The organism is Actinophytocola sp. (assembly GCF_009379765.1).
Classification (GTDB): domain Bacteria; phylum Actinomycetota; class Actinomycetes; order Mycobacteriales; family Pseudonocardiaceae; genus Actinophytocola.
On sequence record NZ_WHTD01000049.1, the window covers coordinates 1 to 21,902 of the forward strand.

The following is a 21,902-nucleotide window of genomic DNA, read 5'->3' on the forward strand; positions in this document are numbered from 1 at the left end:
CAGCCGCGCTGTTTCTGGGGAGTGCTGTTCGGGCAGCGGTCTCCCGGACGTCTCGATGCCGGTGAAGATCAGCACGCCGGTGGCCAGGGCCAGCGGTGCGGCCGTCAGCAGTGCCGCGGTGCCGAGCAGGGGGGCGCTGGACAGGAGCAGCGGGCCGATCATCCCGCCGGCCTTGCTGGCCGCCGCGGCGACCCCGCTTCCGGTGGCGCGCAGTTCGGTGGGGTACTGCTCGGTCGAGTACGGCGACAGCATCGCGATCATTCCGGCCGACGTGGACAGCAGCAGGGCCACCAGCGCCAGGATCATCCAGTCGGCCTTGCCGACCACGGTGAAGCAGCCCAGCACCGCGACGGTGAGCACCGAGTACAGGATCATCGACCCGCGGCTGCTCCACCGGCCATACAGGTAGGCGGCCAGGAACGTGGCGGGCACCGCCGCGAGCGACGCGGTGAACAGCAGCGAGTCGGCCGAGTCGCCGTAGCCGGCATGCCGCAGGAACGTCGGCAGGAACGTGATGAAGCCCCAGTTCACGACGCCCCAGCCCAGGCCGTAGCACACTACCGAGACCGACCGTCGCAGGTAGATCCCGGCAAACAGGGTGACGAACGGCGACTGTCTGGCGACCGGCTCGGCGGCGACCGGCTCGGCGGCGGCCGACGGCTCGCTGTTCGCATCGTCGGTGACCGCGGTGATCCCGTACTTCTCCATCACCGCAACGGCTTCCTCGCCCCGACCGGTGGCCAGCAGGAAGCGCGGCGACTCCGGGATCCACCGGCACAACACCAGCAGCGCGAACCCGGAGGGCACCCCGAGCAGCCACAGCACCCGCCAGCCGAACAGCGGAATGAACAGCGCCGCCGCGCCGCTGGCCACCAGGTAGCCGAAGGTCGCACCCAGCCCGCTCTGCAACACGATCAGCGGACCACGCCGCTTCGCCGGGACGGACTCGGCGGTCAGCGCGTACACCGTCGGCAACATCCCACCGGCCGACGCCCCCATGAAAAAGCACATCACCAGGTTCCCGGTGAAGCTCGGCATGAACCCGCAGATCGAGGTGCCGATGAAGATCACCCCGGAGAACATGAGCGTGGCCCGCCTGCCGATGATGTCGGCGAGATAGCCCCACACCAGGGAACCCACCACCGTGCCGGCGATCGCGGTGAACGGGAACATCGCGGTCTGCTGGGTGCTCATCCCGTACTCCTCCGACATCCCGGGCACCACGAACCACAGCGTCGCCGGCTTCATCGTGTCGATCACCAGACCGATCGTCAGGATGGAGATCAGCACCCAGTGCGCACGGGTCAGCCGGGCGCCGTCGATCGACCGGAACCGCGCGTCTCCCAGTAGGCCGATCCGCGCGCCGGCGGGCCGCCTCGAGGGCAGCACGGCCCAGCCCGCCATGCACACGCCGACCACGATGAGCACCATCCCCACCATCATCTGGGCGGACATCCCCATACCGGCCATCATGACCATATCGCCGTGGCGCTCCGCCATCAGGAAGTCGGGGAAATGCAACAGGACACCCACCACGACGGTTAAGGCGCCCGCCCAGAACACGGTGCTCCGGCGAGTGGACATCTCTGACCGTCCTCAGTGGACCGGTGGGGTGGCGGTGGTGTCCCGGCCGTCCTGGTCGGCGAAGTAGCGCTCGCACAGCCGCTGCCGCCGGGCATCCCAGACCATGTACGTGCCGAGCAGGAGCTGGGTCAGGCCGCGCGGCACGTCTGCCCAGCGATCGCGCAGTCGCATGAGCGGCAAAGACACGGTCGGCACGCCGATCGAGGCCGACCGCGGCAGCAGCAGGCACGGGCCTCGGTTGGGCATCGACCGGGTGTGTGCCGCCGAGGAGAACAGCGCGAACCGCCGCACCGTCTCCCGGGTGACGGCACGCATCACGACCGGCGCGAGACCGCGGGCCGGGCACGCCCGGTTGGCCACGACCCCGAACGGGATGTGGTTGTAGTCCTGAGTGGACGACTCGGCCCACCGGTCCGGGTCGAACCGCTCCGGGTGCTCGTACCCGGCCTGGTGGAACTCCGGGTAGCTGAAGCACACCACCGACCCCGCGGGGATCGCGGCGCCGCCGTCGAGCTCGACGTCGGCCGAGGTGATCCGGTGCGCGATGCCGAACAGCGGCCACCGCCGCAGCGTCTCGTCGAGCACCCGGTCGAGGTAGTCCGTGGAAGGTTCCGCCACCAGCTCCGCCACCACGTTCTGCTGCACCTCCCGGTGCGTGGCCAACGCCATCAGCAGGTGCGCCATCGCCTCCGACGACTGCACCACGGCGGTGTTGAAGAACGTCCCCTGCAGGTAGTACGCCTTGTCCTGCAAGGAGAGTCCGGCCGGCAGCCGATGCGGGACCGCGCCGTCCTCGATCTTCGCGACCAGGAACCTGGTGAGCCGGTCGCGCCGGTCCATGTGCCGCAGGCCGCAGCACTTCAGCGCCGTCGCCACGTCGTCGGCGTTGTCCACGATGAGGGTCCTGGCGCCGGCTGGGCATCGCTCGCCGAACACCAGCTCGTAGTAGAACTCCGCCCAGATCGGCATCATCAGGTCACGCAGTCGAACCGTGCGCGCGCGGCGCACGCCGAGCTCGTTCAACACCCGCGCCGCGCAGTCGGTCGCCAGCCGGTGCGCCCGCGCGTGCCCGGCGGCCAGGATCCGCCGCGTGGTCCTGGCGACCTCCAGGTACCGCTCGCCTGGCTCGAGGTGTTCCTGGTGCACGTGCGGGCCGGGCGCGAGCCAGTACCAGAACAGGTCCGACAGCGCGGCGCCCCGGCTGCGCCCGTTGGTCGCCGGGTGCTCGTAGAGCCGACGGAACCGGGTGATGTCAACAAGATCACCGGGAACGGGGATACCGTCGGCGCCGTTGATCCGAGTGAAGATCCGCATCCGCAGGTTGACGACCAACCTCGGCAGCCAGTACGGCAGGCTGGCCAGCACGACCAACGCGGGCAGCGCGACAGTCACGACCACCATGGTTGCTCCGCCTTTCGGACGAGATCGGGAGTCAGCTCCCCCGGCGAGTCACACCCGCACAGCGCCAGTGCGCTGTCCAGCTCCCGGCGCAGCGTCTCCAGCACCCGGCGGACTCCCGCCTCGCCGCCGGTGGCGAGGCCCCACAGGACCGACCGGCCGACACCGACCGCACTCGCGCCCAACGCGCAGGCTTTGACCACGTCGACACCGCGCCGCACGCCGCCGTCGAGCAACACCGGCAGCGCACCGCCGACCGCGTCCGCGACCGCCGGCAACAGGTCGATGGTGGGCGCCACGGTGTCCAGCTGGCGGCCACCGTGGTTGGACACGATCAACGCGTCAGCACCGCACCCGACGGCCAGCCGCGCGTCCGCAGGGTGCAGCACGCCCTTCAGCACGATCGGCAGCTCGGTGACCGACCGGAGCCAGTCGAGGTCCGCCCAGGACAGGCCCGGATCGAACTCGATGTCCCGGGCCGGCCCCCACCCGCCGGCCGGCGAAGGCTCGCGCAGGTTCTCGCACTGGACGCCGGCCGGCAGGTCGAGAAAACCGTTGCGCAGGTCCCTTTCCCGGTGGCCGAACACCGGTGAGTCGACGGTGACCACCAGCGCCCGGCATCCGGCCGCCTGGGCCCGGCGGACGACGGACGCGGTGAACCCGCGGTCCGGCTGGATGTAGAGCTGGAACCACAGCTGCGGCGCCGGACCGGCGACCGCCTCCCGCGCCGCCTCCGCTATCCGTTCGATGGCGACGGTCGACGCCATGCTCACGATCATGACCACACCGGCCGTCGCGGCGGCCCGCGCGGTCGCCGCCTCCCCGTCCTCGCATGCGAGCCGGTGGAACGCGGTCGGTGCGAGCAGGACCGGCATCGACATCGGCGCGCCGAGGACCGTGACACCCAGCTCACGCATCCCGCCGCCGCGCAGGACGCGCGGCACCAGACCGAGCCTGGCGAACGCGGCGGTGTTCTGCCGCAGGGTCACCTCTTCGCCGGCACCACCGGCGAAGAAGTCGTACGCAGCAGGGTCGAGGTGGTCCCGAGCCTCGGCTTCCAGCTCCGTCGGGGACAGCGCGTCCATCTGCCGTCATCCGGCGGTCGCCGGCACTGCCGCCAGCACCAGTTCGCGCTCGAAGAACGCGCGTAGCGGATCGCGGTGCGCCCGTGCGGAGGTCCACTCGTTCTCCAGGTTCTCCGCGACGTGATGCTCGGCGAGCAGCGTGCCCTGCCGGAAGTGCCGGACGACCGGATGCAGGTAGGCGGCGTCGTACGCGGTCTCGGCGTCGTTCTGTGGCACCCTGTGCACCGTGATGTCGAACGGGTCGATCTTGTCGTGGTCCGGGCCGTACTCGAGGGTGACCGTGAAGTAGTCCGAGCCCGCCGTGAGGTCGCACCCGTGCGCGTAGTCCACCGCCAGCTCCTCGTAGTATGCGGCCGGGCCGTGGGGACCAACCACGACGAGGTCGCACAGGTGGCCGAACTGCTGCCACAGCGCGGAGGTCCGGTTCACCCTGGCCAGCACCGCGTCGCTCAACGCGGCCGGTTCGGCAGGCAGGCCGACGCGCGGCCAGGTCACGCCGTGGTAGCGCTGCTCGAGGATGCGGTGCAGGGACCTGACGGAGTAACGGAAACCGTGGATGAACCCGCTCGTGCCCCGCTTGAAGTCGCGTACCTGCATCAGGGTGCCCGCGAAGTACAGGCCGGGCACGGTGGTCGACTCCCACGCGGGCGTCTGTGCCGGAAAGCGGTCGTCGATCACCAGCTCCGGCCGGCAGTCCTCCGCGAAGATCGAGTGGTCGAACCGGAAACCGGTGCACACGATGACCCGGTCGTAGCGCAGGTCCTTGGTGACCTCGTCGGCCCTGGAGAAGCTGACCGTGACCAAGTACCCGTCCTCGGTCCGCTCGATGCCGAGAATGTGCCCGTCCAGCAACGCGTTCTGCGACTTGAGCTGGTAGGTGTCCAGAAAGTTGTTGTTGACCGCCCGCAGGTGGCCGACGTAGTGGCTCTGCCACGCCAACCTGATCGAGCTCGGACCGGCCACATGGATCACCGCAGCCGTCTCCACCAGGTTGTCCGCGGTCTCGAAACCCGAGTTGCCCCTGCCGATGATCAGTACCCGCTGGTTGACGAAGTCCGCGGGATCCACCGGGACCTGGTCGTAGCGCTCGGCCGTCTCGATACCGGGAATCGCTGGCAGGTAAGGCTTCGACGGCCCGGTCGCGACGACCAGCCGGAGTGCCTCGAACACCTCGCCACGCTGGTCCACCACCCGGAACAGGTCGTCGTCGCCGCGGGTGACCTCGACCGCTCGGGTGCCGTAGCGGACGCGCAGCCCGGTCGACTCGGCGAAGTCGGTGAGGTACCGGACCATCTCGTCCGCGCGTGGAAAGTACCGCTCGGAGTACCGGGTGAACAGGAGGCCGTCCTCGTCGGACAGCAGGGAGTTCCAGTCCATCCGCAGGTTGAACTCCGGATCGTCGGTGCCGGTGTACCGCTTGTTGTTCGAGATCAGCTGACGGTGCCGGGGGAAGGTCCGGAAGAACGTGCCCGCGCTCGCACCGGCCTCCATGATCAGGTAGTCACGGCCCGCGCGATCGAGCAGGTAGCCGAGTTGCAGGCCCGCCGGCCCCGCGCCGATGACCAGATAGTCCACGCTGGTGGCCAAAGCATGCCTCCCCAAGGTCGCTGGTTTCGCCAACCGGGCTTTACGCGCCGCGGGCCGGAACGGTTCACCAGTGGTCGGATCCATTTCGCGCCGGCCGTTGTGGGATGGTTCGACGGTGGAGATCCGACCTGTCGCCCACGGCGAGGGCACCCTGCTGCGCGAGTTCCGGCTGCGGGCGGTGCGGGACGCACCCGAGGCGTTCTACCTCCCGCTCGACGAGGAGGAGAAGGCGACCGTCGACGTGTGGGAGCGGTGGGCCACGAGCGGCGCGGAGACCGCCGACCGGGTCATGTTCGTCGCGGCCGAGATCGGCGACTGGCTCGGCATGGCCGGCTGCTCACTGCGATCGGACGGCAGCGGGGTGCTCGACGCGACCGGTATGTGGGTGGTGCCCACGGCACGGGGACGAGGGCTCGGAGAGCTACTCATCGACGCCATCGTCGACTGGGGCCGGCACCGGGGCGCGGTTCGGATGGAGTTCGCGGTCACCGAGTCCAACGCGGTGGCGATCCGCCTCTACCGCAGGTTGGGTTTCGAGCCGACCGGCAGGCGTCGGCGACTCGAGTCCAACTCCGGCCTCACCGGCATGTTCATGACCCGGGCGCTGTGAAGACGCTTCGCATCGGTGCTGTCCGCCGTGCACGGTCGCGGGAGCGCGGGGTCGCCGGGGTCCGCCGCGCGGAAGGTGCGGCCGGCCGGTGCGAACGGCTCGACATCGATGCTTCCTTCATGGGATGACGCTCGCTCACGTGGTCTCGGTCGGGATGACACGGATCGCGTGCCGAGACAGCGTCACGTCCACGTCGGCGCCGAGCGGTGCGGGCAGGCGATCGAGGTCGCGGTGCAGCATCAACGCGGTGATCGGCGGATTGGTGTTCAGCCGCACCCGGGCGAGGGGCAGGGTGGGCCGCACCTCGAGAACTTGGGTCCGGACGCGGAACGCGGGCGGGGAGTGGTCCGGCACGTTGACGAGGACGTCTTCGGGCCGGTAGTACGCGGTGCCGGGCGAGTCGTCGACCGTGCCCGAACTGATCGGTATGTCGCCGACGTGGACTCCGATGGTGTCGCGGTGGGTGGGACCGAGCTCGTGCCAGCCGAGCAGGCGGGCGGCGACGGCGTCGCCGGGATGCCGCATGAGCTGGGCGGCTGGGCCGGTCTGGCGCAGCGTTCCCGCGGAGATGATCGCCAGGTCGTCGGCGAGGCTGAGCGCTTCGTCGCGGTCGTGGGTGACGTGGATGGCGGGCACGGCCAGCTCGCGGAGGGTGTCTCGCAGTACCTCGCGGAGCTCTTCGCGGACGGGTTGGTCGAGGGCTGAGAGAGGTTCGTCCAAAAGCAGGGCGGCCGGCTGTGCGGCGAGTGCCCTGGCCAACGCGACCCGCTGGCGTTCCCCGCCGCTGAGCGAGCGGGGTGCCCGGTCGGCGAGGTGAGCGATCCCGAACCGGTCGAGCAGATCGTCGACCTGGGAGCCGCGGCGGCGCAGGCGCGGTGCGAAGCCGACGTTGTCGCGCACCGACAGGTGCGGGAACAGCGCGGCGTCCTGGAACACCATCCCGATCCGGCGTTGCTCCGGCGGAAGTGTGGTGATGTCCCGATCGCCGAGGCGAACGTGGCCGCGTCGCGGGGTGCGGAAACCGGCGACGGTGTCGAGCAGCATGCTCTTTCCGGCGCCGGAAGGCCCGAGCACGACGAGGACGCGACCGGCGGGCACGGTGAGGCTGAGCGGGCCCATTCGGAAGGAGCCCGCCCGGGTGAGCAGTTCGGAGACCGTGAGCACCCGGCTACCTCCGGAGGCGTTCGGCGCCGGCGAGGAGTCGCCCCGAGGCCAGCGTGCGCAGGACCAGGAACGTGGCCAGCGCGACGAGGAGCAGCAGTACCGCCGCGGACGCGGAGGCGGTGAGCCCGGACGACAGGAAGAGGTTGTAGATGGTCACCGGTGCGGTGGCGGGGTAGTAGGCGAGGATGACCACGGCGCCGAACTCGCTGATCGAGCGGGCGTAGACCAGCACGGCACCGGTCAGTACACCCCGCCAGGCCAACGGAATGCTCACCCGCCGGAACGTCTGCCCGGGTGTCGCACCGAGGCTCCGGGCGGCGCGTTCGACGTTCGGGTCGAGCGCCTCGAACGCGACCCGGGCGCTGTTGACCGCGAACGGCGCGCTGACGAACAGCATGGCCACCACGATGCCGGCGTGGTTGCCGTAGAAGGAAAGTCCGGTGGTCTCGAGGGGCGCGCCGATCCAGCCCGTGCGTCCGAAGACGAACAGCAGGGCGATCCCGGCGACGGTGTGCGGGATGGCGAGCGGCAGGTCGACCACCGCCTGGACCAGGGCGTGGCCGGGGAACCGGTGGCGAGCGAGGAGGTAGGCCAGCGGGACCCCGAGCACGGTGGCGATCGCCGCGGTGATCGCGGCGTCCTGGACGCTGACCAGCAGTGCCTGGCGGATCTCCGCGTCGGCCAGGGCGGCGTCGAGGCTGCTGGGCGAGCTCGTGGACACCAGCCCGATCACCGGCAGCAGGATGAAGGCCAGGAGCAGCCCGCTCGCCAGCCACACGGCCGCCGGGAACAGTCCGGTCGACAACCGCGTGGCGGTCCGCCGGCGCCTCGGTGGGTCGTCGACCGCGCTCCTCATTCAGCCTCCGGGCAGCGCGGCCGGGGCGGCGAGCGGCCGCAGCGAGGTGGGCAGGGACTCGCCACCGGCCACCGCCGGGTCGAGCACGGTGAACCCGTTGTCGCTCATGATCTTCTGGCCGTCGGAACTGAGGACGAACTCGACGAACCGTTGCGCCGCCGCGGTGTTGGGCGCGTTCGTGGGGATGGTGAGCGCGTAGACGATCGGCTTTCCGGTCCGGGTCCCCGAGGCCGTCGGCACACTCGCGGACTCGTAGGCGTCGGCCTGGGCGGGATCCGAGAGGTCGATCTGCGGCGGGAGGTCGATGAACCGCAGATCGTGCTGCAGCGCATCGGAGCGGTAGATCCCCAGGTAGTCGATCTGGCCCGACACCAACGCCGGCAGCAGGTGGGTCTCGGTGTCGACCATGGTCTCGCGCGGCGAGTTGGCGAGCACCTCGGCCGACAGCTTCGGCTCGTCGTAGTAGTCCTGCGCCAGCGCGAGCATCTGCAGTGTCTGGTAGCCCGACGGGTCGGTGTCCGGGTTGGACCGGCCGATGCGCACTCCCGGCCGCGACATCACCTCGCGCCAGTTGTCGGTGGTGAGCTCGGCGGCGCCGTTGCTCTGGTCGGTGTAGGCGAAGGTGATCCGGTTCGAGACGAACCCGATGTACCAGTCGGCGAACCGGGGGCCGCCGCCGGCGCCGAACATCATCTCGGGGATCAGCGAGTAGTCCGCCACTCCCAGCACATCGACGGGCATGTCCAACTCGGTGATACCGCGAACCACCTCGACGCTGCCCGCGAACCGGGACTCCACCGTCACGTCCGGGTTCCGCGTCGTGAACGCGGCGATGACCGCTTTGAACGGTCGAGCCAGCGTGCCCGCCCCGTTCACGATCAGCGTGCCCGACGCGGGCGCGTCCTCGCCGGAAGCGGGTCCGGCCGATGTGGGGGATCCGCAGGACGCCACCAGCGCGCTCACGGCCGCGAGTGCCACCCCGAACCTGGTGCCACGTCGCATCGTGACTCCTTCTGTAGTATGACAGAGTCGTACAAGGCTAACCGGCCACGCATCCTCGAGGACAGCCCGTGACCCGCTACCTCGAACTCAGCACCCACATCGCCCGAGCGGTCCTCGCCGGAGAGCTGGCACCCGGGGCCGAGCTCGCGAGCGTCCGTGACCTCGCTCACGCCCGGGCCACCACGGTCGCCACCGCCAGCCGCGCCTACCGCCACCTCGCCGAGCACGCGGTCATCCACCTCGAGCCGCGGCGCCGGGCGAGGGTTGCCTCGGACGGTCCCGTCGCCGCCCAGCGCCTGCTGGGCGGCGAGTCCGTGTTCCGACTCGCCGGCAGCGACGATCCCGCACTGGACCTCCTGCTGCGCCACATCGGCGACCCCGTCGCCGTGGTCGCGACCCGGGGCAGCCTGCACGGCCTCGCCGCCGTGGCCACGGGAAGTGCCGACGGCGCCACCGTCCACCTGCGCCACCACTCCGGCGTCTTCAACGCCCCGTTCGCCCGAGCGGTCCTGCGTGGGAGGCGTCCGGCGCTGGTCCACCTGTGGCGGCGCGAGCAGGGTCTGCTGCTGCCTTCGGGAAATCCCCGCGGCATCACCGATGTCCGGCAGCTCCGCGGCCTGCGCATCGCCAAACGCGGTTCCGGCACCGGAACCCGCGTGCTCCTGGACCACGCTCTCACCGACGCCGGACTCGAACCCGACGACCTGGCCGGCCCGGAGCTCGGCTCCCACCTGGAGGTCGCGCTCGCCGTCGCTGCCGGCGCCGTGCACGCCGGGCTCGCCGTCCGCGGCGCGGCCGCCGACCTCGACCTCGACTTCCTGCCCCTCGTCCGGGAGGACTTCGACCTCGTCCTGTCCGCCGACACGCTGGGCGCCGCCGCCCCGATCATCGAAGCCGTGCACGACTCCTCGGTCCGGGACGCCATCGCCAAGCTCGGCGGCTACGACCTGTCCCGAGCAGGTGTCGTCGACCAGCTCATCTGACTCTCTGCGTCGCCGGTGCCCGACCCGGCATGCCGCCGGGCTCGGGTCGGCACGCGGACGCATCCTCACCAGTGCGGAGCTGGACCGGGTGGCCGGGACCAACAACTACGGACGCAGCGTGCTGCGCCAGCGGCGCGAGGAAGGCCGTATTCAGCCGGTGGACAGAGACCGGGCGCAACGGGCACCCGTCTTGTTGTCGCGCCCTCGGACATAGACCTAGTGAACGTGGCGCGGCCCGCTCCACCAACCTGGGGGTCACTTGGGAGCGGGCCGCCACCGGTCAGTGTATCGCCGCACCGCCCAAACGGTCGGGTTCAGTACGGCCGTGATCTTCGCCGGATTCCGCCGTGCGGACGACAGCGCGTAGGAGTAGCCCCTCCGGATGGCGGTAGACCCCAGTCGGGCGGTTCTCCTAGATTGGTAACGAACCGCGCACGGTCGATCACTGTCGGGGTCGCTGCAGAGGGTCACGTAACGGAGGCCATGACGCAGGGTGATGTTGAGCGGCTATTGGAAGCGGGCTGGGGTGGGTTGCCGGCATGGGCTGCCGCTGGTGTGCGCCGCTCGCCCGTGCTGTGAGGGATCACCATGGGAGGAACGTCGAATGCTCGTCATGGACAACCGGTACGCGCCAGGCATGCGGAAGTGGAACCTACGGTTCGGTCTGACTTCACGCTGCAACATTCGTTGTCGGTACTGCCTGCCGGCGGGACCGCAGGGCGTTATCACCCAGCCGTCCTTTGACGAGGCCGTTGAGGTACTTCAGGCTGGCTACGACATCGGTATCCGGAGGGCGCATTACACGGGAGGTGAGCCGACCACCCGCCGTGACTTTGTCGATATCCTGCGGGCTGCGAAAGAGATCGGGTTTACTCAGCAGATCGTCACGACCAATGGCTACCGCCTACACAGGTTCATCGAGGAGGCTGTTGACGCCGGACTTACTCGGGCAATCATCAGCATCGACACACTCGACGCCCAGAAGAACATGTTCATTACTCGGGCGCATTTTCTCAATGACACGCTGCGCAGCATCGAGCGTGCCGCTGAACTCCTGCCCACGATGACGAAGCTGTCGTGCGTCACGATGCGAGACACGCTGAACGAGCTGCCTGCCTTCGTGGCGTTCGTCCAGGATCTCAACAACCGTGGGTGGCCTGGCCAACTGGCGATCAAGCTCAATCAGTTCTTCCCGTCCAACCCCGCCCAACTCTCCGATGACGGCGAGAAGTTCTGGAAAGATCAGTTTGTTGATGAGGCGACTATCCTCGATGCGCTTGCCAAGGCGGGCGAGTTGCGGCCTGTGGCGCGCGAGTCGATCGAGGGCGACAACCCGAGTTACAACTACTACGAAATCGGCGACACCGGCGTCAAGGTCGCCGTCCTTGCGATGTTCTCCTGGGATTACCCGTGTGGCGGCTGCTGAAAGCTGCGTATCAGTCCGCAAGGGCTTGCCACAATCTGTATCAGCCAAAAGAATCCGCCCGTGTTGTGGGGCATGAGTCTCGATGAGAAGCGCGAGACGTTTGCGCGGATGACCGGTTACCGGGACAGCCCACAGTTCGACATAGACTTTCCCAACCGCCGGCATTATCGGCCACAGTTGGGCGAACTTCGTTTCGACCGGGTAGTCGGCGAGCAGAAGCAGATCGCCCATTTTCGGACCATCCTCACGCGCCAACAGATGGAAGCGCAGCAGCGAGGCGTCTGAACGGTGGGCGTGGACCGGTTGTGCTTCGGTACGAGCACCTTCGTGTCCGGTCGGTTGCGTCCCGGCAAGGACCCCGCGCCGGGGATTGCCGCCCTGCGCTCGGCCGTCTCGGCTGGAGTCCGCCTGGTCCACTCCAACCCGAAGCTGGGCACCCAATGGGCTATCCGTTCTGCGCTGGACTCGGCGCGGGCCACGAGGATTCGCCATCTCGTCAAGGCCGAGTTGCCGCTTGACGCCAACGCTGCCACCGTGCGGGCAAGCGTCATGCGCGCCGTGGATCAGAGCTGCGACACGCTCGGCGTTCAGCGGCTCCACGCGGTCACCGTGGAGATCGACCTCAAGCGCACCCACGATCACGCCATGCTGATGGACTCCCAGGCGGTTGCGGCGTTCTACACGGCCGTTGCCAGGGAGGCTCTCCGGTATGGGCGGGTCGACCGGGTGATCGCCTACTGCCACTCACCAGCTCACCTGACCGCCGCTCTCCAAGCCAAGGGCCTGAGCGGTGTAGCGGCACAGTACAACGTCGCCGAGCCGTGGCCCGCGTTGTTCCTTGACCGCATCGAAGGCCGCGGGCTCCCGTTCGTGGGCATGTCTCCGCTACGCCGAGGCGCGCTCGTGCGCCCGTCCGGGCACGACGAGTCAAATTCGGCCCGGTCACTGCCGGCCGTCCGGTGGGCCGCTGCCGATCCTCGGGTGGCCACCATCGTGACCACCATGTCCTCACCGACGCACGTATCGCAGGTCATCAGTGCATTGCGGGACCCGCTACCGCTCGCGTCGGTTCGGCATCTGGCTACGGCGTGGTTGGCGGCGGCTTCCCCGCGTCCGTTACCCGAAGGAAATGGCTGGTCACCCCTGGATAGGCTGGAGCCCTTCTGTCTACCAGCCCAGGAGGGACCCTCGTGATTGACATCGCCGTGCTTCGGAACGATCCCGATCTCGTCCGGCGCTCGGTGTCGTCCCGTGGCTCCGACGTTGACGTGGACAACCTGATCGCGGTCGATGCCGACCTGCGCCAGAAGATCGCCCAAGCGGATCAGCTCCGCGCCAAACAGAAGAACCAGCCCAAGGGCGGCGACATCGACATCGACGCCGCCCGCGCGCTCAAAGACGAGCTGCGCAAGCTCACCGAAGAAGTCCGGACACTCCAGGACCGGCGCGACGACCTGTGGGCGCACCTGCCCAACCTGCTGGCCGAGGACACCCCACCCGGCGACGACGACGAGAGTAACGTCGAGCTGCGTCGTGTTGGTGACCCGGTGCCCGCCGACGAGGATCGCTCGCACGAGGTCATCGGCGGCCGGCTGGGCATCTTCGACATGAAGCGCGGCGCCGCTGTGGCCGGCTCGGGCTTCTACTACTGGCGCGGCGACGGCGCCCGCCTGGCCTGGGCGTTGTTCTCCTACACCCAAGACCTGCTGGTGCAGCGTGGGTTCACCCCGATGCTCACGCCGCTCGTGGCCCGGGAACACGTGTTCTTCGGCACCGGCTACCTGCCGTTCTTCGCCAAGGAAACGTACAAGATCGAGGACAGCGACCTGTCGCTGATCGGCACGTCCGAACAGACGCTGATCGGCTACTACGGCGACACGATCATCGATGCGGGCGACCTGCCGATCCTGGTCAGCGCGTTCTCACCGTGCTTCCGCACCGAAGCCGGCGCCGCCGGCCGCGCGAGCCGTGGCGGGTACCGGGTGCACCAGTTCCACAAGGTCGAGCAGATCGTCATCTGCGACCCCACCGAATCCGAGCACTGGTTGGACCAGTGCCAGCGCAACGCCGAAGACCTCCTGACCAGCCTGGAACTGCCCTACCGGGTCGTCCGGGTATGCGTCGGCGACCTCGGCGCACCGGCGTTCAAGAAATACGACACGGAGACCTGGTTCCCCAGCTTCGGCGCGTACCGCGAGACCCACTCCAACAGCAACCTCACCGACTACCAGGCCCGCCGGTTCAAGATTCGGTTCCGGGGCGACGGCGGGATGGTCTTCCCGCACACGATCTCCGCGACCGGCATCACCGACCGGGCCGCGCTGGCGATCCTGGAGAACAACGTCCAGCCGGACGGTTCGGTCGCCGTGCCCGAGGTGCTGCGGCCCTACCTCGGCGGCACGGACCGCATCCAGGCACCAAGCAGGTCGTGAACGCACCGGTCCTCGGCGTCAACTTCGGTACGCACGACGCGGCAGCCGCCGTTGTGGCCGAGGGCCGGGTCCTCGCCGCCGGTGAAGAAGAACGGTTCACCCGGACGAAACACACCAAGGCGTTCCCCGAACAGGCGATTAGCTACTGCCTCGCCGAGGCCGGCATGGACACGCGGGACGTGGGCACGGTGGCCCTGTTCGTCGACCCCCGCCGGCATCTGCTCCTGCCCCTGGTCAACCTCTACCACGGGTTCCCCGCGTCGTTCGGGTCGCTTGTCTCCGACATCGGCAAGTACCGACAGCGCAACGCCGCACCCCGCCGAATCCGTGCCTCCGGCCTGTTCCGCGCGGACTGCCGGGTCGTGCCCGTGGTGCACCATCGGGCGCACGCGGCCAGTGCGTACCTGCTTTCGCCATTCGATGACGCGGTGGTCGTCACCATCGACGGCCGCGGAGAGTACGAGACCGCGTGCGTCTTCGAGGGCCGCGACGGCACCCTCGTGCGGCGGCACAGCATCGTCTACCCGCACTCGATCGGCTATCTCTACAGCATGATCACGCGCTACCTGGGCTTCCGGCCGCAGCGAGACGAGTACAAGGTCATGGGCCTCGCCGCCTACGGCTCACTTGCCCAGGTCGCGAACGTCAACCGGCTGGCCCGGTTCGACGACCGGACGGGCCGGTTCCGCCTGGACCTCTCCTACTTCGACCATCACTGCCGGCCCAGCTGCAAACGCCAGCTCTACAGCCACCAGCTCGAAGCCCTGCTCGGCCCATCCCGCCGACCCGACGATGAGATCACCGACCGGCACCGCGACATCGCCTACGCGCTTCAGCAGCTCACCGAACGGCTCATCAGCGGCTACCTGGACTTCGCCCGGCGCCTGGTCCCCTCGCGCAACCTGTGCCTCGCCGGCGGTGTGGCGCTCAACGGTGTAGCCAACGCCGCCGTGCTCGACTCCGAGCGGTTCGACCAGGTGTTCATCCAACCCGCCGCCAACGACGCCGGAACCTCGGTCGGTGCCGCGCTGCTGGTCGCCAGCAGCGGCGAACGACACCGGCTAGTTGACACGTTCCTCGGCCCCAGCTACGACGAGCGCACTATCCGCGCCGCGTTGGACCAGCTTCCGCGCGACCACCGCACCCGCCGGTCCGAACACGCCCATCAGTGTGCCGCCGAGCTGGTCCATGCCGGCAAGGTGATCGGCTGGTTCCAGGGCCGTATGGAGTTCGGACCGCGAGCGCTCGGTGCCCGAAGCATCCTCGCGACCGCGACCGACGCCGGCATCGCCGACCGGATCAACGCGCTGATCAAACGTCGTGAGCTGTTCCGGCCGCTCGGCCCGGCGGTCCTGGCCGAGAACGGCGCGGACTACTTCGACATCCATAGCGCGGGCCGGTGGGTGTATCCGTTCATGCTCGCCACCGCACCCGTCAAGCCCAACAAGCGCACGATCATTCCCGCCGTCGTGCATATCGACGGCTCGGCACGGGTCCAAACGGTCGAGCGCGAGACCAACCCTCGTCTGTGGTCGGTGATCGACGCTTACCGGGCGCTGTCGGGTGTCCCGGTCGTGCTCAACACCTCGTTCAACGGGGCCGACGAACCGATCGTGTGCACTCCCGATGACGCCGTACGCACCTACCTGGCGTGTGGTCTCGACGCCCTCGTCATCGGCCCTTATGTCGTGGACCGTCCGTGACCAGGCCGGCTGACAGCGAGTTGCTCGTCATCTACAAACCGGAGGGGCTCCGCCGGGTCTGCACCGACGACGAGGCCCGCCACCTCGTGCTTGCCTGGACGTCCGTGCTGCGCTGGCTCCGGGGAGCCGATCCCGACGAGTTACCGGAGTCCGCACTCGTCGGGCACGTCGCACGCAAGGCCGCGCTTCGGATACCTCGGTTCCCCGAGTACGACGTTCGGCTGTGGGCCGAGCACGCACGCGGCCTTGCGCACCTGCCGAACGGCAACCAGGCTGCTGGCCCGCTCGCCGGGGTCGTAGCCGGATTGCTGACGAGCATCCACCTTCAGCGGACATGCCAGGAGCGGTGCTGGCTCAACCGCGTGGCGATCGAACACCTGTACGGCGGGGTCGCTTCATTCGAACCGCACCGCCAAGTCCTCATTCCCCGACTGCTCGACGGGCCGGTGTCGATCGAACGGTGGACCGGTCAGCGCCTCGAACTCGCGCTGGCCAGCAAGTTCCTCGTTCGCCGTGCTCTGTCGGCGGAAGCGGTCACCAACCTGGTCCACGTCGAGATCACCACGGCGGACCGTGCCGCCAACCTCCTGAAGGCCGTTGAGATCCCGGCCATGCTCGTGGACGAGTCGGGCTGCATGCGGTGAGGGCGTGCTGCGCCTACCGGTCGAGCTGCCCTTCCCGGATGACGCTCACGAACCGACGAAGGTCAACTCCCAGGGTCGGGCCCTCGGGGTTCTTGGAGTCACGGACGGCCGCAAGATCGTGCGACACCTCGACGCACGCGCTGCCGTTGCTGCTGAAGCTCGCCTTCCGCCACGACACCTCGACGCAGTTGGCGCCGTTGCTGCTGAAGCTCGACGTCCGCCACCGGGGGGGACGCGGTGCGGTGTCCATGGGTCGTTCCTTCCACGATCAATCGAGCGCCGCCAGCCGCGCGGTGATCGCGTCCACGGACCGCGGCTGCGGCAGCGCTACGGAGCGCAAGAGTTCCGCGCTCCCAGTGTACTTCTCGACCTGGTGCTGATCTTGAATGTAGACCGAGTCATCGGGGATTCCGACGTAGCCGATGGACTGCGCCTGCTTGTGGCCCTCCGTGTCGAGGAAGTGCAACACAGTGAACTCACCCTCCAGGCCGTCGTGGCGTCCGATGGCGGTCGGCAAGACCAGGATCTCGACATTGTCCCGCTCGGACAGGTCGAGGAGGTGGCGGAGCTGGCCGCGCATGACGGCAGGGGCGTCGTCGCCGCCGATCGGACGGTCGAGGATCGACTCCTCGATCAGGGCCATGAGCTGGAGCGGCCGGTCCTCGGCGAACAGCCGTTCCTGGCGCTCCATGCGCAAGCCGACCAGCCGCTGCTGCTGGTCAGGCCGCACCCGAGCGCTCGGTGCGGTGACGCCGGCCGCGTACTCTCTGGTCTGCACCAGGGCCGGTAGCACCAGCGGCATGTAGTAGATGACATGTGAGGCCAAGCCTTCGAGGCCGACATAGGTTCTGAGCCAGTCGGGGATGATGTCGTTCCAGCGCGCCAGCCAACTGCTCTGGTCGGCGCGGCCGGCGAGCACGGACAGGCGCTCGACGTCGTGGTGCGGTGCGCCGTACAACTCCAGCAGTCGGGTGATCTGCTCCGGGGCCGGGAAGTACCGACCGACCTCGTAGTGGCCGATCATGCCCGACGAGATGCCGAGCGCCTTGGCGGCCGCGGACTGGGATACGCCGGACTGCTTGCGGTAGTTGGTCAGCTCCACGCCGATCAGCCAGCGCAGCGCCGGAGGATCGCTTCGTTCCGCCACTGACCTGCCTCCTTCGTCCGATGCCCGGATCGATCACGGGCCCACAGTCTGCCGGGTGATCACGGCTGGTGACACGTGCCTTCACCCAAATTGATTATCGCGCAAGCTAGTGTCATAGCCGTGACGTGTGCTGTACTGCTCGTACAGAAGGCAGCTAGATGAGACAACACGATACGGCACGAGGTGAGCACGGCGGCCGGAGGCCCCGACTCCTCCGGCCGCATCGGCTAACCGACAGCGGGAAGGACCATCGGCATGCCTTGCGCCACGACAGGCGACGCCACCACGACCCGCATCCCCTGCACGGACGGCTTCGACCGGGTGCGCTCGGTTGGCGTGTGGAGTGCGCCGAGTCGGGGACGAGTCGTGCTCGTCGCCCCACCTGCTGAAACGACATTGCTGACGCCCGATCAAGCTCGCCCGCAGGCCATGCCGGTCCGGCATGGGTCTGAGCCGTGGACGCGGAAGCTCGATCCGCGAGCTTGCCGAGGCTCACAAGCTGGCCTTCGGCACCGTACGCACGCTGTTGATCGAGACCGGCGTGACCTTGCGATCGCGAGGCGGACCGAACCGGGCGCAACAAAAACCGAGGCAGGAGCCGCGGACATGACGATTCAGCCGACCCGCGGCGTATGAAGCGTGGCGCCCGGTGCAGTGACTTGGAACTCCGGCACCGGGCGCCAACCACCTATCCCCGTAGATGAGGAGAGATGCACTGTGAGTGTACGTAACACGCTGTCAACAGACCCGGTCATCGTGACGAGCAGGACGGCGGGCGACGACTTGGCCCTGTTCGCGTCTGGGGCCGTGGATGCCCTGGTGGCGATGACACTGCACCAGCGGGCACCGGATGACGATGCCGTCTCGATCCTGTTCGGCAAGGAGCGGGTCACCCTGGAGTTCTATGACGTCGAGAGTCTGGAACGGCTGCGGGACCTCGCGGACGAGGGAGCCCGGCGGCTGGGGGCGGCAATCGAGGCGAACGCCCGAGCGAGCGCCACCGGGGACGATGCGGTGGCTGCCGACCGGTCCGGCGAGCTGGTCGGAGGTGGCGTCCGGTGAGCTGGACATCGGGAAGCTATGACGTGGACACCACGACCAGCCTGACGGTCGGACGCGAGGTCGAGATCGGGTTCCTCCTGAATCCGCTCTGTCCGAACAGCATCACGCTCGTGATCGGCGAGTCCATCGCTGAGGTCAGTTTCGACCCGTCAACGGTCGAGACCCTGCGCGACAAGGCGGACAAGGCGCTCCGCGAGCTGAGGGAAGCGGTCGCCAAGCGCAAGGCCGACGCAGCCGCTCAGCGTGAGCCAGCCGCGCTGCTAGGCGCGGCCGGAGTCGTCCCGTGAAGTTGCCGGATGGCCAGCGAGGTTGACCGTGATGGCGACATCCGATTCACCGTATGTAGCTCTGTCAACGAGGCCGACATCGTGTGTGAACCGGCCGCGCTGCACCGGTTCGCGCAACTCGCCTCGGGAAACGGGCAGGTGTCGGCGGCGTCGCCCGCCGGGGCGTGGCCGCCGCGACGGGTATCGATCGGTCTCTGTGACCGCGCTGGCCTAGCATTGCCGGGGTGCAGACTGCGGCGGGCGTCGTGCTTGCGGGCGGGCGTTCCACTCGGATGGGCGAGCCGAAGGCCGGACTCGAATGGCATGGCTCGACCCTGCTGTACCGCGCCTCGGCGATCCTGGCCCGGACGGTCGACGGCCCGGTGATCGTGGTGGCCGCGCCGGGGCAGGAGCTGCCGGAGCTGCCCGCCGGGGTCGCGGTGGTGGAGGATCCCGTCGAGGGGCTGGGCCCGATGCAGGGGCTGGCCGCCGGGCTCGCCGCCGTGGCCGACCGGGCCGGCGTGGCGTTCGTCTGCTCCACCGACATGCCGTTCCTGCACCCGGCCTTCGTCCGGCGGGTGCTGCGCGGGTTGACCGGCGGGGTCGACGTGGTCCTGCCGGTGGCGCGGGGCTTCCGGCAGCCGTTGGCGGCCGGGTACCGGACCGGGCTGGCCGGGTTGGTCTCGGATCTCCTCGCGAAGGGCAACCAGCGGCCGGGCATGATCTTCAAGCACTGTGCCGTCGTGCAGCTCGACGACGCGCAGCTGCTCGACGACGCCGCGCTGGCCAGGCTCGATCCGGGGCTGGAGTCGGTGGTGAACGTCAACACTCCCGAGGACTACGCGGCGGCGCGGCACCAGAAGCCGCCGGAGGTCGTGGTCGAGCGGTTCGGCGCGCTGGCCAAGGGCGGCGGGCACCGGCCGCACGGCGTGCGGGCCGCGACGATCGGGGAGGCCGCGGAGGCGGTCGGACTCACCCTGGACCGGCACGTCGTGGCCGCGCTCAACGGCGACCAGGTCACCAAGGACGGGCGGTTGCCGCTCGTCGCGGGGGACACCGTCGCCTTCCTGTCGGCGGACGCCGGCGGCTGAGGCCTACAGTCGGGATATGGCGCCTGGTGGTTTCTTCGGACGAGCGCTGGTCGTCGACGTCGGCGGTCGGGCGGCGACGGGCACCCCGTTCGAGCTCGGCGAACGGGTACTGCGGTCCTACCTCGGCGGCGTCGGCCTGGGCACCTGGCTCATGCACCGGCTCGCCCCACCGCGGGTGGACCCGTTGGCGCCGGAGGCCCCGCTGGCGTTCGTGTTCTCCTCGCAGGTCGGGACTCCGCTGACCACCAGCGCCAAGTTCGCGGTCGTGGCCAAGTCGCCGTTGACGGGGTTGCTCACCGACGCGCTCGCGTCCAGCCAGTTCGCCATCTCCGGCAAGCTCACCGGGCACGACGCGATCGTGATCCGCGGCCGCGCCGACGAGCTGTCGGTGCTGCTCATCGACGGTGACGGCGTGCGCCTCGAACCCGCTCCGGAGCTGGCCGGGCTGCCCGCCGCGGACGCGGAAACCGCGGCCAGGCAACGGTTCGGACGCGGCTGGCGCACCGCGGCCATCGGCCCGGCCGGCGAGCGTGGCGTACGGTACGCGACCATCAGTCACGACGGTCGGCACGCGGGGCGGGGCGGGCTCGGTGCCGTGCTGGGTGCGAAGAACATCAAGGCCGTGCTGGTCAAGGCGGCGACCAAGGTCGGCGTCGCCGACCAGGCCGGTGTCCTCGCCGCCGCCCGTGACCTGCGCAAGCGCAGCTTCGGCCCGGCCACCGCCAAGTACCGGGAGCTGGGGACGCTCGCGAACCTGTTGGCGTTCAACGCGGTCAGCACCCTGCCCACGCGCAACTTCACCGCCGCCACGTTCGACGGCGCGCCCCGGCTCGCGGCCGAGGAGCTGCACGAGCTGCGCGGCGTGGCCCGCAACAGCTGCGCCTCCTGCTCCATCGGCTGCGAGCACATCTACGCGCGCAAGGGTGGCGGCAGCCAGCGCATGGAGTACGAGAACGTCTTCGCCCTTGGCCCGTTGTGCGGGGTGTCCGACCCGGACGACGTGTTCGCCGCGAGTGCGCGCTGCGACGAGCTCGGGATCGACACCATCTCCGCGGGGGGCACGATCGCGTGGGCCATGGAGTGCGTCGAGCGCGGCCTCATCGACGAACCGTGGCTGAGGTTCGGCGACGGCGCGTCGCTGCTGCGGGCGCTGAACGAGATCGGCGGCCGGACGCCGGGGCTGGGGGAGCTGCTGGCCCAGGGGTCGCGCCACGCGGCCGGCGCGGTCGGCCACGGCTCGATCGACTTCGCGCCGCAGGTCAAGGGCATGGAGATGCCGGGCTACGAGCCACGCAGCCTGCAGTCGATGGCGCTCGGGCTCGCGGTGAACGCACGCGGCGCGGACCACAACCGGTCCGGCGCCTACGAGGCCGACCTGTCCGGTGACCTGGACCGGTTCGACGGCGGCTCGGCCCATGTCGCCGCCGCGGTCGACACCGAGGACCGCGCCGCGGTCATGGACTCGATGATCTTGTGCAAGTTCCTGCGCGGCGTGTTCGCCGACCCCTTCACCGAGTGGGCCGGTTTGCTCGGTCTGGTCACCGGGTGGCAGCTCGACGCCGACGAGCTCCGGGTCGCCGCGCGGCGGATCGTGCGCGCGAAAAGAGCCTTCAACCTGCGGGAAGGTGCGACCGCCGCGGACGACACGCTCCCGGCGCGGATGTTGGCGACGCCGCTGGAGCTGGGCTCCGGCCGCAGCGCCACGCTCAGCGCCGACCGGCTGCGTTCCATGATCGCCGGCTACTACCGGGCGCGGGATTTGGACGAGGGCGGCAAGGTCGCCCCGGAGGATCTGGCGGATCTCCTGCTGGACGCCTAGCGTCGGCGCTGCGACGCGCGGTCGTGTGACTGAGAAGTGTATG

The 21,902-nt window shown here is 69.3% G+C and carries 22 protein-coding genes; 13 read left to right on the forward strand and 9 right to left on the reverse strand.

Annotation, left to right across the window (positions count from 1 at the left end; translation table 11 throughout):
• The 4 genes from GEV28_RS16790 to GEV28_RS16805 all read right to left on the reverse strand — a co-directional run.
• The coding region (locus GEV28_RS16790) for an MFS transporter (RefSeq protein ID WP_291413012.1) at nt 1-1,584 on the reverse strand (1,584 nt) is incomplete at its 3' end.
• Between the two features lie 12 nt (nt 1,585-1,596).
• A complete protein-coding gene (locus GEV28_RS16795; protein WP_291413013.1) occupies nt 1,597-2,985 on the reverse strand; it encodes a cytochrome P450 in 1,389 nt (462 codons plus the stop codon).
• On the reverse strand, nt 2,973-4,067 hold the full coding sequence (locus GEV28_RS16800; protein WP_291413014.1) for an alpha-hydroxy acid oxidase: 1,095 nt from the start codon (nt 4,065-4,067) through the stop codon (nt 2,973-2,975). The genes GEV28_RS16795 and GEV28_RS16800 overlap by 13 nt, the downstream gene beginning before the upstream one ends.
• A 6-nt stretch (nt 4,068-4,073) precedes the next feature.
• Nucleotides 4,074-5,654: an NAD(P)-binding domain-containing protein gene (locus GEV28_RS16805; protein ID WP_291413015.1), complete on the reverse strand. Its 1,581-nt coding sequence runs from the start codon at nt 5,652-5,654 to the stop codon at nt 4,074-4,076.
• 115 nt (nt 5,655-5,769) lie between these two features.
• On the opposite strand from GEV28_RS16805, the gene GEV28_RS16810 reads away from it, so the two are divergent.
• Entirely contained in the window at nt 5,770-6,264 is a 495-nt protein-coding gene (locus tag GEV28_RS16810) for a GNAT family N-acetyltransferase (RefSeq protein ID WP_291413016.1), read from the forward strand.
• A 135-nt stretch (nt 6,265-6,399) separates the two neighbouring features.
• On the opposite strand, the gene GEV28_RS16815 is transcribed toward GEV28_RS16810, so the two are convergent.
• From GEV28_RS16815 to GEV28_RS16825, 3 genes are read right to left on the reverse strand one after another with little or no spacing between them, the layout of a single operon-like run.
• Nucleotides 6,400-7,428, reverse strand: coding sequence for an ABC transporter ATP-binding protein (locus GEV28_RS16815; protein ID WP_291413017.1), 1,029 nt, complete (start codon nt 7,426-7,428; stop codon nt 6,400-6,402).
• A 4-nt stretch (nt 7,429-7,432) separates the two neighbouring features.
• Complete coding sequence (locus tag GEV28_RS16820) at nt 7,433-8,284, reverse strand: ABC transporter permease (RefSeq protein WP_291413018.1); 852 nt, start codon at nt 8,282-8,284, stop codon at nt 7,433-7,435.
• On the reverse strand, nt 8,285-9,286 hold the full coding sequence (locus GEV28_RS16825) for an extracellular solute-binding protein (RefSeq protein ID WP_291413019.1): 1,002 nt from the start codon (nt 9,284-9,286) through the stop codon (nt 8,285-8,287).
• A gap of 68 nt (nt 9,287-9,354) precedes the next feature.
• Here GEV28_RS16825 and GEV28_RS16830 point away from each other — a divergent pair, with 68 nt between their 5' ends.
• From GEV28_RS16830 to GEV28_RS16860, 7 genes are all read left to right on the forward strand, one after another.
• Entirely contained in the window at nt 9,355-10,269 is a 915-nt protein-coding gene (locus tag GEV28_RS16830; RefSeq protein WP_291413020.1) for a substrate-binding domain-containing protein, read from the forward strand.
• 604 nt (nt 10,270-10,873) lie between these two features.
• A complete protein-coding gene (locus GEV28_RS16835; protein ID WP_291413021.1) occupies nt 10,874-11,695 on the forward strand; it encodes a radical SAM protein in 822 nt (273 codons plus the stop codon).
• 72 nt (nt 11,696-11,767) lie between these two features.
• Nucleotides 11,768-11,980, forward strand: a complete 213-nt coding sequence (locus GEV28_RS16840; RefSeq protein WP_291413022.1) for a hypothetical protein — start codon at nt 11,768-11,770, stop codon at nt 11,978-11,980.
• 3 nt (nt 11,981-11,983) lie between these two features.
• On the forward strand, nt 11,984-12,889 hold the full coding sequence (locus GEV28_RS16845; RefSeq protein WP_291413023.1) for a hypothetical protein: 906 nt from the start codon (nt 11,984-11,986) through the stop codon (nt 12,887-12,889).
• Nucleotides 12,886-14,127, forward strand: a complete 1,242-nt coding sequence (gene serS / locus GEV28_RS16850) for a serine--tRNA ligase (RefSeq protein ID WP_291413024.1) — start codon at nt 12,886-12,888, stop codon at nt 14,125-14,127. Before GEV28_RS16845 ends, serS begins: the two co-directional genes overlap by 4 nt.
• Nucleotides 14,124-15,830, forward strand: coding sequence for a carbamoyltransferase C-terminal domain-containing protein (locus GEV28_RS16855; protein WP_291413025.1), 1,707 nt, complete (start codon nt 14,124-14,126; stop codon nt 15,828-15,830). Before serS ends, GEV28_RS16855 begins: the two co-directional genes overlap by 4 nt.
• A complete protein-coding gene (locus GEV28_RS16860; protein ID WP_291413026.1) occupies nt 15,827-16,474 on the forward strand; it encodes a hypothetical protein in 648 nt (215 codons plus the stop codon). The genes GEV28_RS16855 and GEV28_RS16860 overlap by 4 nt, the downstream gene beginning before the upstream one ends.
• A gap of 13 nt (nt 16,475-16,487) precedes the next feature.
• Here the strand turns inward: GEV28_RS16860 and GEV28_RS16865 are convergent, their stop codons facing one another.
• Nucleotides 16,488-16,724: a DUF397 domain-containing protein gene (locus tag GEV28_RS16865; protein WP_291413027.1), complete on the reverse strand. Its 237-nt coding sequence runs from the start codon at nt 16,722-16,724 to the stop codon at nt 16,488-16,490.
• An 18-nt stretch (nt 16,725-16,742) separates the two neighbouring features.
• Nucleotides 16,743-17,621: a helix-turn-helix transcriptional regulator gene (locus tag GEV28_RS16870; protein ID WP_291413028.1), complete on the reverse strand. Its 879-nt coding sequence runs from the start codon at nt 17,619-17,621 to the stop codon at nt 16,743-16,745.
• A 442-nt stretch (nt 17,622-18,063) separates the two neighbouring features.
• On the opposite strand from GEV28_RS16870, the gene GEV28_RS42370 reads away from it, so the two are divergent.
• The 5 genes from GEV28_RS42370 (at nt 18,064) to GEV28_RS16890 (ending at nt 21,859) form a co-directional block, all read left to right on the forward strand.
• Entirely contained in the window at nt 18,064-18,231 is a 168-nt protein-coding gene (locus tag GEV28_RS42370; RefSeq protein ID WP_367115115.1) for a helix-turn-helix domain-containing protein, read from the forward strand.
• 215 nt (nt 18,232-18,446) lie between these two features.
• Nucleotides 18,447-18,683: a hypothetical protein gene (locus GEV28_RS16875; protein WP_291413029.1), complete on the forward strand. Its 237-nt coding sequence runs from the start codon at nt 18,447-18,449 to the stop codon at nt 18,681-18,683.
• Nucleotides 18,680-18,970, forward strand: coding sequence for a hypothetical protein (locus GEV28_RS16880; RefSeq protein ID WP_291413030.1), 291 nt, complete (start codon nt 18,680-18,682; stop codon nt 18,968-18,970). The genes GEV28_RS16875 and GEV28_RS16880 overlap by 4 nt, the downstream gene beginning before the upstream one ends.
• 224 nt (nt 18,971-19,194) lie before the next feature.
• Complete coding sequence (locus GEV28_RS16885; protein ID WP_291413031.1) at nt 19,195-20,040, forward strand: molybdenum cofactor guanylyltransferase; 846 nt, start codon at nt 19,195-19,197, stop codon at nt 20,038-20,040.
• 16 nt (nt 20,041-20,056) lie between these two features.
• Complete coding sequence (locus GEV28_RS16890) at nt 20,057-21,859, forward strand: aldehyde ferredoxin oxidoreductase family protein (RefSeq protein WP_291413032.1); 1,803 nt, start codon at nt 20,057-20,059, stop codon at nt 21,857-21,859.
• The last annotated feature ends 43 nt before the right edge of the window (nt 21,860-21,902 follow it).